Origin of the sequence: Ruegeria lacuscaerulensis (assembly GCF_013033355.1) — a bacterium.
Lineage (GTDB): Bacteria > Pseudomonadota > Alphaproteobacteria > Rhodobacterales > Rhodobacteraceae > Ruegeria > Ruegeria lacuscaerulensis_A.
This window is the reverse complement of sequence record NZ_WQDY01000001.1, coordinates 540,738-553,023: the sequence shown is the minus strand read 5'-3', so window position 1 is coordinate 553,023 and position 12,286 is coordinate 540,738. Positions and strand designations below refer to the sequence as shown.

At 55.4% G+C, this 12,286-nt stretch carries 13 protein-coding genes; 6 read left to right on the top strand and 7 right to left on the bottom strand.

Features of this window, described 5'->3' with window-relative positions:
- The first annotated feature begins 152 nt into the window (after positions 1-152).
- From trmFO to gluQRS, 3 genes are read left to right on the top strand one after another with little or no spacing between them, the layout of a single operon-like run.
- Positions 153-1,493 (top strand): methylenetetrahydrofolate--tRNA-(uracil(54)-C(5))-methyltransferase (FADH(2)-oxidizing) TrmFO, encoded by a 1,341-nt coding sequence (gene trmFO, locus GOW48_RS02685; RefSeq protein ID WP_170751159.1) that lies wholly within the window; start codon positions 153-155, stop codon positions 1,491-1,493.
- Between the two features lie 37 nt (positions 1,494-1,530).
- Positions 1,531-2,145, top strand: a complete 615-nt coding sequence (locus tag GOW48_RS02680) for a class I SAM-dependent DNA methyltransferase (RefSeq protein ID WP_170751157.1) — start codon at positions 1,531-1,533, stop codon at positions 2,143-2,145.
- Positions 2,142-3,020 (top strand): tRNA glutamyl-Q(34) synthetase GluQRS, encoded by an 879-nt coding sequence (gluQRS, locus tag GOW48_RS02675; protein ID WP_170751155.1) that lies wholly within the window; start codon positions 2,142-2,144, stop codon positions 3,018-3,020. The genes GOW48_RS02680 and gluQRS overlap by 4 nt, the downstream gene beginning before the upstream one ends.
- Here gluQRS and hisI read toward each other — a convergent pair.
- The gene (gene hisI / locus GOW48_RS02670) at positions 3,006-3,395 is read right to left on the bottom strand and encodes a phosphoribosyl-AMP cyclohydrolase (protein ID WP_170354139.1); all 390 of its coding nucleotides are present in this window, start codon (positions 3,393-3,395) and stop codon (positions 3,006-3,008) included. The genes gluQRS and hisI overlap by 15 nt on opposite strands.
- Positions 3,396-3,443: 48 nt before the next feature.
- On the opposite strand from hisI, the gene GOW48_RS02665 reads away from it, so the two are divergent.
- Together GOW48_RS02665 and GOW48_RS02660 are read left to right on the top strand one after the other, a co-directional pair.
- On the top strand, positions 3,444-3,896 hold the full coding sequence (locus GOW48_RS02665) for an iron-sulfur cluster assembly scaffold protein (protein ID WP_170751153.1): 453 nt from the start codon (positions 3,444-3,446) through the stop codon (positions 3,894-3,896).
- 58 nt (positions 3,897-3,954) lie between these two features.
- Positions 3,955-4,593 carry a MarC family protein gene (locus GOW48_RS02660; protein WP_170751151.1) on the top strand — a complete coding sequence of 213 codons (639 nt, stop codon included), beginning with the start codon at positions 3,955-3,957 and terminating at the stop codon, positions 4,591-4,593.
- A 184-nt stretch (positions 4,594-4,777) separates the two neighbouring features.
- Here GOW48_RS02660 and GOW48_RS22605 read toward each other — a convergent pair whose 3' ends face one another.
- The 5 genes from GOW48_RS22605 to sciP all read right to left on the bottom strand — a co-directional run bounded on the left by GOW48_RS22605 (position 4,778) and on the right by sciP (position 10,432).
- Entirely contained in the window at positions 4,778-4,900 is a 123-nt protein-coding gene (locus GOW48_RS22605) for a hypothetical protein (protein WP_269149600.1), read from the bottom strand.
- A gap of 101 nt (positions 4,901-5,001) precedes the next feature.
- Positions 5,002-7,092, bottom strand: a complete 2,091-nt coding sequence (gene recG, locus GOW48_RS02655; protein WP_170751149.1) for an ATP-dependent DNA helicase RecG — start codon at positions 7,090-7,092, stop codon at positions 5,002-5,004.
- A complete protein-coding gene (gene ligA, locus GOW48_RS02650; protein WP_170751147.1) occupies positions 7,089-9,215 on the bottom strand; it encodes an NAD-dependent DNA ligase LigA in 2,127 nt (708 codons plus the stop codon). The genes recG and ligA overlap by 4 nt, the downstream gene beginning before the upstream one ends.
- A gap of 124 nt (positions 9,216-9,339) precedes the next feature.
- The gene (ctrA, locus tag GOW48_RS02645; protein WP_170354134.1) at positions 9,340-10,056 is read right to left on the bottom strand and encodes a response regulator transcription factor CtrA; all 717 of its coding nucleotides are present in this window, start codon (positions 10,054-10,056) and stop codon (positions 9,340-9,342) included.
- An 82-nt stretch (positions 10,057-10,138) separates the two neighbouring features.
- Positions 10,139-10,432, bottom strand: coding sequence for a CtrA inhibitor SciP (gene sciP / locus GOW48_RS02640; protein WP_170751145.1), 294 nt, complete (start codon positions 10,430-10,432; stop codon positions 10,139-10,141).
- A gap of 128 nt (positions 10,433-10,560) precedes the next feature.
- Between sciP and mnmA the strand changes: the two genes are divergently transcribed.
- Positions 10,561-11,706 carry a tRNA 2-thiouridine(34) synthase MnmA gene (gene mnmA / locus GOW48_RS02635; RefSeq protein ID WP_170751143.1) on the top strand — a complete coding sequence of 382 codons (1,146 nt, stop codon included), beginning with the start codon at positions 10,561-10,563 and terminating at the stop codon, positions 11,704-11,706.
- Between the two features lie 3 nt (positions 11,707-11,709).
- Here mnmA and GOW48_RS02630 read toward each other — a convergent pair whose 3' ends face one another.
- Positions 11,710-12,285, bottom strand: a complete 576-nt coding sequence (locus GOW48_RS02630; RefSeq protein WP_170354131.1) for a hypothetical protein — start codon at positions 12,283-12,285, stop codon at positions 11,710-11,712.
- Position 12,286: the final 1 nt, after the last annotated feature.

Genomic DNA, 12,286 nt, shown 5'->3' with positions numbered 1-12,286 from the left:
TGGGTCGCCGTAGGCGGAAGGTCCCTCCGAGCTGGTCTCTCTCACCAGCGTTGACATTCCCGCAGCGGCGACCCCAAAATTTCCCAGAAAATGTAAGAGCTCCGCCCCATGAGGGTTTGCGTTGCTTTGTGCTGTGCCCTATGTGGCAGCGCATGACACAGAAATTGCATATCGTGGGCGGCGGCATGGCCGGGTCCGAGGCGGCCTGGCAGGCTGCGGAAATGGGCGTTGACGTGGTGATCCATGAAATGCGACCCAAAGTGGGCACCTTTGCGCATCAGACTGGAAATCTGGCCGAAATGGTGTGTTCGAACTCGTTCCGGTCCGACGATGATGAGCAGAACGCTGTGGGTCTGTTGCATTGGGAAATGCGGGCAGCCAACGGATTGATCATGACAACCGCAGACACTCATCGCTTGCCTGCGGGCGGAGCGTTGGCCGTGGACCGCGACCCTTTTGCCGAGTCTGTCACAGACAAGCTGCACGCCCATCCACGTGTCGAAGTGACCGGAGAAGAAGTTACTGCCCTGCCCGATGACGGCCACTGGATCATTGCAACCGGTCCACTGACCTCGGCCGCGCTTGGCGAGTCGATCCGTTCTGAGACAGGGGCCGAGTCACTGGCGTTTTTCGATGCAATTGCGCCCATCGTCTACGCAGAAAGTATCGACATGAGCAAAGCCTGGATGCAGTCGCGATATGACAAGGGCGAGACCGAGGAAGAGCGGACCGCATATCTCAATTGCCCCATGGACCGAGACCAGTACGAGGCATTCATCGACGCTCTGCTGGCTGCCGATAAGACCGAATTCCACGAGGGCGAAACGGCGGGCTATTTCGATGGATGTCTGCCGATCGAAGTCATGTCCGAGCGTGGCCGGGAAACGCTGCGCCATGGCCCGATGAAGCCGGTCGGTCTCACCAACCCGCATCAGCCCGAGGTCAAGCCGCATGCGGTTGTACAATTGCGTCGGGACAATGCGCTGGGGACGTTGTTTAACATCGTCGGCTTCCAGACCAAGATGAAATACGGCGCGCAAACGGACGTCTTTCGGATGATCCCCGGACTTGAGAATGCCAGTTTTGCCCGTCTGGGCGGCATTCATCGCAACACGTTCATCAACTCTCCAACCCTTTTGGATGAGCAGATGCGTTTGAAATCACGTCCCAATATCCGGTTTGCAGGGCAGATCACCGGCGTAGAAGGTTATGTCGAAAGTGCAGCCATGGGGTTGTTGGCGGGACGGCTCGCTGCAGCCGAGATGCTGGGTCGCACCCTTCCGGACGTTCCGCAGGACAGCGCCATGGGGGCCCTGATCCACCACATCACAGGTGGGGCCGAGGCCAAGACGTTTCAGCCTATGAACGTAAACTTTGGCCTGTTCCGTCCTGTCGACGGTCTTAAGGGCGGACGTCGGGGACGCAAAGATCGCTACAAGGCTTATACGGATCGCGCCAAGGCGGCTTGGACTGACTGGCTCACCCAATGCTGACTGGACGTGTGACGCTGAACAAGCCTAACATGGTGATATGAGCGATGATTATCTAAAGGACGTCTATGGCCTCGACACGCCCGAGGCCACGCGCGATCACTATCAGAAATGGGCCTCATCCTATGATTCAGAAGTCGAGGCGCACGGGTATGCAACCCCCGGCCGCGTGGCCGAGGCGCTCTGGTCCAAGCTTCCCGAACCTCAGACGCCAATTCTGGATTATGGATGTGGAACTGGCCTGTCTGGCGAGGCCCTGAACGCTGTCGGATTTCAGGTGATTGACGGCATCGACCCGACGCCGAAAATGCTAGAAGGCGCAAAGGCCAAAGGCGTTTACCGAACCCTAAGCACTTTTGATATCGCGGATCCGAACCCGCTGAAAGTCGGAGGCTACAAAGCCATCGCTGCAATTGGTGTAATAAGTGTAGGCGCCGCGCCGCCCGAGACGTTTGATATGCTGATGAATGCTTTGCCCACAGGCGGTCTACTCGCATTTTCCTTTAATGATCACACGCTTGAGGATCACACCTACACCTGCCGCCTGAACGATTGGCTTGATATGGGGGCCGCGCGGCTGCTATTTCGCGAATATGGTCCGCACCTTCCTGGAATGGACCTTAAATCCGACGTCTACATTGTTGAAAAAGCGTGACATTCACAACCAGGTTTGCACCTTCTCCGACCGGCCCATTACATCTTGGGCATGCCTATTCGGCGCTGCTGGCCAGCGATATGGCTACGGATCAGCAAGGCGTATTCCTGTTGCGGATCGAAGATATCGACCGATCCCGCTCTAGAACGCATTGGGAAAATCAGATTTATGATGATCTTGAGTGGCTTGGATTAAGCTGGCCAAGCCCGGTTCTGCGTCAGAGCGAACGCTTGCACGTATATGAAGCAGCACTTGAGGACCTCTGGTCGCAAGGCCTGCTGTATCCTTGTACATGTAACCGCAGGGATATCGCCGCAGCCGCCAGCGCACCGCAGGAGGGTGCTCCTCTCTTAGGGCCGGACGGGCTTATCTATCCCGGAACCTGTCGTAACGCAGCCATTCGGACGGGTGCTATGCCGCGAAATGTTCCTCTGCGGTTGGATATGGAACAAGCCAGTAGGGTCGTCTCCCCCGAAATCGAGATGAGTTTTCTGGAAACCGGCTTTGGACCGAACCGTGAAACCGGGCAAATTTCATTCAGCCGGGCAGATTTGGTTAATACGATTGGAGATGTCGTTCTCTCGCGCCGAGATATGGGTACGTCTTATCACCTGTCGGTGGTTCTGGATGATGCCGAACAGGGAATAACGCGGGTCGTGCGTGGGCGCGATCTGTTCGAGGCAACTCGAATCCATATTCTTCTACAAATTCTTCTGGGGCTGCCGCGCCCCTCTTATCACCACCACAGCCTGATCCGCGACGATATCGGTAAAAGACTGGCCAAGCGGGATGATGCCCGCGCTATTTCTAAATACCGGGCTGATGGAGCCAGCCCGGAAGACATTCGTGAGATGGTGGGCCTACACCATAGGTGACATCAGCTCGACCTCGTCACCGTCACGAACTGCGGTGTAAAAACAGCTGCGCCTGTTCGTGTGGCAGGCCGGTCCCGTTTGTCGCACGACGACCAGCAGGCAATCCCGATCACAGTCGACGCGAAAATCAACCAACTCCTGCACATGGCCCGAGCTTTCGCCCTTGATCCAGAAGGATTGCCGGGATCGAGACCAATAAGTTACGCGCCCGGAGGACAGCGTTTTTTCAACCGCCTGCATGTTCATCCAGGCCATCATCAACACCTCGCCCGAGTTTTCGTCCTGGGCAATGGCGGGGATTAAACCGGCCTCGTTGTATTTTAAGGTGGAAGGGTCGAAGGCGACTGTTCCTGTCATGGTAAAAACCTTTTGCATCCCGATGGATGCTGACTATGTATGGGGAACAGTCAATGAGGGAAAGCCATGTCCGGCGAAAATGACCTGATCAAGCTCTACTCCGGCCGCATTCTTGCTTTGGCTTCCGATATTCCGCATCTGGATCGGTTGGAAAACCCGGATGCCACAGTGAAAAAACGGTCGCCTTTGTGCGGGTCAACGGTAACGGTTGACGTCAAGCTAGAGAATGGGCGTGTCTCCGAATTCGGGCAGGATGTTAAAGCGTGTGCTTTGGGCCAAGCCTCGGCTGCTGTCGTCGGAGCTGGCGTTATCGGAGCCACACGGGCACAGGTCGAAACTGCGCGCGATCAGTTGTCGGCGATGTTGAAGAAAAACGGCCCTGCCCCAGACGCGCCATTTGATGGCCTAGAGGTTCTGATGCCCGCGCGGGATTACAAGAACCGGCATGCCTCAATCTTACTGGCGCTGGATGCCACCGCCGAGGCAATGGAACAGGCCGAACAAGCCAATTGCGCCTAAGCGTAGCGTTTTCTTGTGATCCGGTCTAACTTCCTGTGAAATCAGCGGAGCGACCGATTTGAATAATCTGCTCGAACACTTTGTGACGCTTTGGGTCGTTATTGATCCCATCGGTACTATTCCCGTCTTCATCGCAGTCACCGCCGGGCTCGAGGCCGCGGCTCGGCGCAAAATGGCGCTGCTGGCGTCAGTTATCAGTGCCGGTGTTCTGCTGTTCTTTCTTGTCTTTGGCCAGTTGTTGATTGAGGCGCTGGATATCGGCCTTAATTCCTTCCAAGTGGCCGGAGGGATCATCCTGTTTCTATTCGCACTCACAATGATATTCGGCGAAAGTAAGCAAGACGTTGAACAGAAAGCGGCCGAGGACGACGAGCAGGACAAGTTACATCAGCACAATCCCGCGATATTTCCTCTGGCAGTTCCATCTTTGGCCTCGCCTGGCGCGATGTTGGCTATTGTCATTCTAACCGACAATAACCGCTACAGTGCCGCGGATCAGGGCATCACTGCGCTGGTCATGCTTTCAGTTGTCGCGGTCGCGTTTGTGTTGATGTTGTTGGCCGAGCCTATTATTCGCCTGATCGGACATTCCGGAGCAGCGATAATCAGCCGCGTAATGGGCATGATACTTGCTTCGGTCGCGGTGAATTCCGTCCTGTCGGCGATGTTGGAAATCATGAAAACCGGTCAGCTATAAAAAAGCCGCCGCACCTTCCGGGCGGAAAGGGCGGCGGCAGGCTGTGCGTGTCTCATGTGGGGTCCGGAGGTCCGCGCAGGGCCGAGGCATGGCCCTTCAAGGGAATTGGGACAGGCAGGTCACCCTTGATTCAAATGGGGATGACAGCGCGGGATATTCGGCACGAGATCGCAGGCAGAAAGGGTCAGAACACTGCAGGAAGGTGAAGAGCGACCATCAACATGACCACCAAAGACACCGCACCCGCCGCATCTTGCAGTAAAGTTGTGTGCGAGCGGCTTATCGCGGTCTTGATCTGGGTCAGCATGGGTCACCTCCGGTCAGGGTTTTAATCCTTTGTTGACCTTTTGTTCTCATATTTCCCCGATTCGGTAAAGAACTTTTTAAGAACATTTGCGAACTTTATTGTTAACCAACTGAAAGTAAACGGATCGCTTCATCCTGCTTCATTAACCACAATAGAACGCGAACGGCTTTGCCCCGTTTAGTCGTAAGTTTTGGATCCTTACCCAGTAAATTCCGGGCATCGCTTTGGGCGATCGCCATCAAACCGGCTTGCCGCTCAAGATCGGCAATTCTGAACTTAGGCAGACCAGACTGCGCCGTGCCGATCAGATCACCGGCGCCGCGCATTTGCAGATCGGTCTCGGAAATTCGAAACCCATCTTCTGTCTCGCGCAGTACCTCTAGCCGCTTGCGTCCCCCGTCGCTCAGCGGCGCTTGGTACATCAACAAGCAAGTCGAATCCGCCTCTCCTCGCCCGACTCGACCCCGCAACTGATGTAGCTGGGCGAGTCCAAAAATTTCAGCGCGCTCGATCACCATGATCGAGGCGTTCGGGACATTCACCCCGACTTCGATAACAGTCGTCGCCACAAGAACTTTGGTGTGACCCTCTTGAAAGGTTTTCATCGCGGCGTCTTTTTCGGCAGCGGGCATCTGGCCATGTACCAGACCGACCACATCTTCACCCAGTAGGGCGCGCAGCCGCTTGAACCTTTCTTCAGCCGCAGTCAGGTCTGAGACCTCGGATTCGTCTACCAATGGACAAACCCAATAGCATTGACGACCTTCGTCGATGGCACGGCGCAGATGGCTGACAACTTCCTCCATCCGATCGGTGCTGACGATGGCGGTTTTGATGGGCTTTCGACCCGGTGGTTTTTCGTCAAGAACCGAAACGTCCATGTCGCCATATTGCGCCAAAGCAAGGCTGCGGGGGATAGGGGTGGCCGTCATGACCAATACATCCGCGCCCTGCCCTTTCTCAGACAGTTCCATTCGCTGACGCACCCCAAACCTGTGCTGTTCATCCACAATCGCCAACCGCAGCGCGTTGAACTCTACATCACTTTGAAACACGGCATGTGTACCAACAAGGATATGAATGTTCCCCTGCTGCAGCGCCGCCAACTTGGCGCGCCGCTCGGCCCCTTTGTCGCGTCCGGTCAGGATTTCAAGCACGATACCAGCCTGTTCGGCCAACGGGCGCAAGCCTTCCAGATGCTGTCGCGCCAAGATTTCAGTCGGTGCCATCATGACACCCTGACCACCGGCTTCGACGGCAACCAACAACGCCATGAACGCCACCAGTGTCTTCCCGGCCCCGACATCGCCTTGCAGCAATCTGTTCATACGCGCATCAGAGGCCATATCGGCACTGATTTCGTCGATCGCCCGCATCTGCGCAACAGTCGGAGTGTATGGCAGGTTTTGCAGAACCTTGGATTGTAATCGCCCTGTGCCGATGCTCACAATACCGCGGGCCTTGCGTTCGCGTTGCCGTGCCAGTGCCAGTGTTACCTGATGCGCAAACAGCTCATCATAAGCCAGCCTTTGCCGCGCGGGAGCATGCGCGGACACATCGTCGGCCCCGTTTGGTCCATGCGCAGCTGTTATTGCATCGATCCAACTTGGCCACTCCTGCTGTCCCACCTGAGCCGGATCGATCCACTCGTCCAAAGCGGGAGCGCGGGACAAAGCACTACGGGTCGCCTTGAACGCGACTTTTTGCGTCACGCCTTGCGTCAAATGATACACCGGTTCGAACTCGGGAATGTCACCAGCGCTTTCGATGGGCAGGATATGGTCGGGATGAACCATCTGAGCCATTCCGTCAAACAACTCCAACTTACCCGAAATGATCCTGCGCGCCCCCTCTGGAAGCATCTTTTTGAGGTAATCGCCACGTGCATGGAAAAAGACCAACTGGAATTCCGTTTGCGCATCCTCGACATGGATGCGGTAAGCACCGCCCTTGTTGCGCGATGGGCGGTGCACACCAACGGTTACCTCAACCGTCAGTGTAGTTGGCAGATCGACACCCTGAATCGTGTTCCTTCTACGCCGGTCGACAACCGCATAAGGCAGCCCGAATAGAACATCTCGCGGAGTTTCGACACCAGATTGCGTGAGATTTTGCGCAATTTTGGGGCCGACGCCGTCTAAAGTTTCCAAACGGGCAAATAAGGGAAACAGAAGTTCAGGACGACCACTCATGCCGAACCAATAAGTTGCAACCAGCCATCTTCATCAAGGGTCTGAATGCCAAGTTCGGCAGCTTTCTTTGCCTTCGATCCGGCTCCTGGTCCCGCCACAAGAATATCGGTCTTTTTACTGACAGACCCAGATACTTTGGCACCCAATGCCTCTGCCCGGGCCTTGGCCTCGGCTCGGGTCATTTTTTCCAACGTCCCTGTGAAAACGACAGTTTTCCCGGCGACGGGGCTGCCACTTGTATCGGGGCGTTTTGCATCCTCAACGTCCAGCTGGGCAACGAGTGAATCAATCGTTTCACGTTCTGCCACTTGCGCGAAAGCCGAGACCAGAGCCCTGGCCATGACCTCACCCACGCCATCAATGGCCAGCAGGTCTTCCCACTCAGGCCCGTCAAAGCTGCTGGCTGCCGTGATTGCAACTTCGAACTCATCCCAAGCGCCATAATGGTTCGCCACAAGGTTCGAGGCGGCCTCTCCCATATGTCGAATACCGAGTGCGAATAGCAGGCGACCAAACGGAATGCGCCGCTTTTCATCAATGGCGTCCCACAGATTACCGACGCTTTGTGCGCCCCAACCCTTTCTGTTTGCCAGCTTGTTAAGGTTCGCAGAATCCCGCTGTTGCAATGTGAAGATATCGGCCGGAGTTTTGATCGGCAGATCCGGGTCATCATAGAACATTTCTATTTGCTTGGCGCCCAACCCCTCGATATCGAACGCCTTGCGAGATACAAAATGTTTTAATTTTTCAACGGCCTGCGCGGGACAAACGATTCCACCTGTGCAGCGCCGGACGGCATCCCCTTCATCACGCACTGCATCACTGTCGCACTCGGGGCATCGCGTCGGGAAGATGAATTTTTCCGCGCTGGCTGGTCGTTTAGCTATATCAACGTCAGCCACTTTTGGAATGACATCCCCAGCGCGATAGACCTGAACCCAATCTCCGACGCGAATATCCTTGCCGTCGCGAATGGTCCCGCCTTTTGCATCGCGCCCAGCGATATAGTCTTCATTGTGCAAGGTCGCATTGGACACGACCACGCCGCCCACGGTGACCGGATGCAGCCGAGCGACCGGGCTAAGCGCCCCAGTGCGTCCAACCTGAATATCGATAGCCTCTAACCGGGTCCAAGCAAGTTCCGCCGGAAACTTATGCGCAATTGCCCATCTTGGTGTGGTGGATCTGAACCCAAGACGCGCTTGCAGCGAGAGGTCGTTTACCTTGTAGACAACTCCATCAATGTCGTAGCCCAAAGTCGATCTCTGAGCCTCGATATCGCGATAGTGGTCCAGCATCTGCCGGGTTGTGTCGCATAACGCGGTCAATCGGTTTGTTGAAAAACCGTAAGCGGCCAGTTGCTCAATCGCCGCCATCTGCGTCGTCGCCAAAGGTTGAGATAGATCGCCCCACGCATAAGCAAAAAACCGCAACGGTCGTGCGCGCGTGATCGATGCATCCAACTGCCTGAGAGACCCGGCGGCCGCGTTCCGAGGATTGGCAAAAGTCTTGTCCCCTGCCTCGGCCTGCCGTGCATTCAGAGCGTCAAAATCAGCGTGCGGCATGTAAACTTCGCCGCGTACCTCCAGAATCTCTGGTGCATTTTTTAGAACATGCGGAATGTCTGCAATAGTACGCGCATTGGCCGTAACATTTTCACCAACCTCGCCGTCGCCACGCGTCGCCGCCTGAACCAATTCCCCATTCTCGTAGCGCAGTGATAATGACAACCCGTCGATCTTCGGTTCGGCAGTAAATGCCAGGTGTACCGCATCGTCGAGTCCGAGATATTTCCGAATCGAGCGTGTAAAATCAGCGACATCTCCGTCTTCGAAGGCATTTCCAAGGGACATCATGCGAACCGCATGTGTCACCTTTGAGAATCCATCAGCCGGTCGCGCACCGACTTGCTCTGACGGGCTGTCGGAACGTTTTAGATGTGGGAAACTCTGCTCAATGGCAGAGTTTCTTGCTTTGAGCGCGTCGTATTCCGCATCGGAAATATCCGGCGCATCTTCTGCATGATATTTTTGGTTTGCCTGTGCAATCAGCTCTGCCAACCGCGCAAGCTCTGCCTGCGCCTGACCTTCTGTCAGCTCTGAAACCGGAATTGAATTGCTCATGGCCTCGCCCCGTCAAGTCTTCTTGGACCTCAGTGATAGGGCGAGGCCATGGTCAGGTCCAGATGTGCTGTTCAGTGAGTGAGCAGGCCGCCACGGACCAAAGCGGCTGTTGTTTTGGAAAAAGTCAGGCCCCGACGGCAAGTCGGCGGTCATCCATACTGTTGCTTTGCGGATCACGAAGCACATAACCCCTGCCCCAGACGGTTTCGATGTAATTTTCTCCGCCGGTTGCATTGCTCAGCTTTTTGCGGAGTTTGCAGATGAAGACGTCAATAATCTTAAGTTCCGGCTCGTCCATTCCGCCGTACAGATGGTTCAGGAACATCTCCTTGGTTAACGTCGTGCCTTTACGAAGGCTCAGAAGCTCCAGCATTTGGTACTCTTTGCCTGTCAGGTGAACGGTTTGCCCCTCGACCTCTACCGTTTTCGCATCCAGGTTAACGGCGACACGTCCTGTATGGATAACGGATTGCGAATGCCCTTTAGAGCGCCGGATAATCGCGTGGATACGGGCCACCAGTTCTTCCCGATGGAATGGCTTGGTCATATAGTCGTCAGCACCAAATCCGAAGCCTTTGATTTTGCTTTCGGTATCGTCGGCACCCGAGAGGATTAGAATAGGCGTTTCCACCCGCGCAATGCGCAACTGCCGCAAGACTTCATGGCCATTCATGTCCGGTAGGTTCAGGTCCAGCAAAATCAGATCATAATCGTAAAGCTTGGCCAGATCGATCCCCTCTTCGCCCAGATCCGTCGCATAGACATTCAGGTTCGCGTGGGTCAGCATCAACTCGATGCTCTTCGATGTTGTGGGATCATCCTCGACAAGAAGTATTCGCATTTACTGCTCCAATTCGGTTCAATTTACCAATTCAAATCAAACCTGCTCAAAAATGGTTAATCTGACGTTACCGTTGAATCATTTATTCACTTTCATCTTTAGGTTGTCGATATTTTTTTAATGCGGTCGCCTTCAAAGCTTCTGTTCCGTGTTCTGCGACCGCGGAAACCCACGAATTGAATTCTTCATCACTAAGCCCATAGCGTTTTTTGGCATCGGCCAAGGTGATCAACCCATAAAGGACGCCACGTACAACAATCACCTTTCGCGACGCCACCCAACGTGTGGTGGTTTCCGGAGGTAGGTCCGATCTGGATAAAACCGTTCCATCCGGCTGGGTTACGGAGCGTGGCCCTTCAACTTTGTGCAAATACATCTTTCCAACCTTTTCTGCTGCGACAAAGCTGACACCACCATACTTAATGTGCGGTGAAACCGCCCCTTGAGAGTGTGTAGAATTTTCCTATATTCTGCCGGTCTTTCTTAACCCGCACTGGAATCGTCATGGCCCTCGATACCGAGACACCGCTAAACTCGCTTGGTTTTGCCAAACCGCCCTCGGAAACCCGGGTGGTCGTAGCCATGTCTGGCGGTGTGGACAGTTCTGTCGTCGCCGCCCACCTGGCCGATCAGGGGTACGATGTGGTCGGTGTGACGCTTCAGCTTTATGACCACGGCGCGGCGTTGGCCAAGAAGGGCGCGTGTTGCGCAGGGATCGACATCCATGACGCCCGGCGCGTTGCCGAGGAACGAGGCTTTCCGCATTATGTTCTGGACTATGAGAACATCTTCAAGGACGCGGTGATTGATGAATTCGCCGACAGCTATCTGGCGGGCGCAACCCCGGTCCCTTGCATTCGCTGCAATGAGCGTGTGAAGTTCAAGGATCTGCTGGAAACTGCCAAGGATCTTGAGGCAGACTGCATGGCGACCGGCCATTATATTCAACGCAAAATGGGCCCCAACGGCCCGGAACTGCACAGCGCCGAGGATGCGAACCGCGACCAGTCCTATTTCCTGTTCTCGACCACACCCGAACAGTTGTCGTTTCTTCGCTTTCCCTTGGGACACTTGCCGTCCAAGGACGCCACACGTGAAATGGCTGCGCAATATGGGCTGGCAGTAGCGGATAAGCCCGACAGTCAGGACATCTGCTTTGTGCCCAACGGCAATTACGCAAGCGTCATCGAAAAGCTGCGCCCGGGTGCGGCTGAACCCGGCGAGATTGTTCATGCCGATGGCCGCGTGTTGGCGCAGCATGACGGTGTGATCCATTATACGATCGGGCAGCGCCGCGGTCTGGGTATTGGTGGTCTGACTGAGCCGCTTTATGTGGTCAAGCTGGACGTGGATAAAAAGCAGGTCGTCGTTGGTCCAAAAGAAATGCTAGCCACCCGCACCATCCCCGTGCGCGAGATCAACTGGCTGGGGGATGAGCCCTTTACCTCGCGCGACGAATGGCACTTAAAGGTCAAAGTCCGCTCAACCCGTCCCCCGCGCGAAGCGATCCTCCGCCCGCTTTCGGACACGACGGCCGAGGTCGAGTTGCTGACCCCGGAAGAAGGTGTCTCGCCGGGGCAGGCCTGTGTGTTTTATGCGTCGGAGGGAAGCCGGATTTTCGGCGGCGGTTGGATCTGGCGAGGGTACTGATTGCTAAAGTACGTCGGTTGGCGTGTTAAGCAAAATATAAAGACCGACCAAGATCATGACATAGGGTGTGATCCTCTCTAGCCGTGCGAAACGTGGCGCAAGGCTTTGAGCATGCGGCGCTCCTATCACGGCGATTGCGGAAACACCCAAAATGGCGACAACCGCTCCGATCAAGGCAGCAAGTCGAAACGTCGTGGTTGAATCGGCAAGTAACGGGGTCATTGCAGCCAATGTGTCGATGGACAGGCTGAGGAACAGGGCAATAATCGACGAGACGTGACTGTAATCCTGCGTCTCAGTCGAGCCGTGTAGGGTGAATTGCCGCCAGAGACCGCGCAGGCCCAAAACCAAGGGAATGACGCCCAGATAGCCGATCCACGACAGTATGCCAGTTTGGCTCAGCCCGCTGGCAATGGCGAGCGACACGATCAGAATACCGAGTTGGGCGATGATAAAGCCCATCGCAGCGCGACGGGCGCTGACCACCACGATCAGACCAAGTAATACCGCCAGATTGTCCAGATTGGTCGACACTGTGACCAAAGCCGCGGAAATTGCGAATAGCAGATGCTCTAACATC

Bases quoted from the DNA above. Each gene is read 5' to 3' on its own strand.
- GOW48_RS02630 (WP_170354131.1), bottom strand. From the start codon at position 12,285: ATGTTAGAGCATCTGCTATTCGCAATTTCCGCGGCTTTGGTCACAGTG.
- trmFO (WP_170751159.1), top strand. From the start codon at position 153: ATGACACAGAAATTGCATATCGTGGGCGGCGGCATGGCCGGGTCCGAG.
- ctrA (WP_170354134.1), bottom strand. From the start codon at position 10,056: ATGCGAATACTTCTTGTCGAGGATGATCCCACAACATCGAAGAGCATC.
- ligA (WP_170751147.1), bottom strand. From the start codon at position 9,215: ATGAGCAATTCAATTCCGGTTTCAGAGCTGACAGAAGGTCAGGCGCAG.
- recG (WP_170751149.1), bottom strand. From the start codon at position 7,092: ATGAGTGGTCGTCCTGAACTTCTGTTTCCCTTATTTGCCCGTTTGGAA.
- GOW48_RS22605 (WP_269149600.1), bottom strand. From the start codon at position 4,900: ATGCTGACCCAGATCAAGACCGCGATAAGCCGCTCGCACACAACTTTA.
- hisI (WP_170354139.1), bottom strand. From the start codon at position 3,395: ATGCAAAAGGTTTTTACCATGACAGGAACAGTCGCCTTCGACCCTTCC.
- GOW48_RS02680 (WP_170751157.1), top strand. From the start codon at position 1,531: ATGAGCGATGATTATCTAAAGGACGTCTATGGCCTCGACACGCCCGAG.
- sciP (WP_170751145.1), bottom strand. From the start codon at position 10,432: ATGTATTTGCACAAAGTTGAAGGGCCACGCTCCGTAACCCAGCCGGAT.
- mnmA (WP_170751143.1), top strand. From the start codon at position 10,561: ATGGCCCTCGATACCGAGACACCGCTAAACTCGCTTGGTTTTGCCAAA.
- GOW48_RS02665 (WP_170751153.1), top strand. From the start codon at position 3,444: ATGTCCGGCGAAAATGACCTGATCAAGCTCTACTCCGGCCGCATTCTT.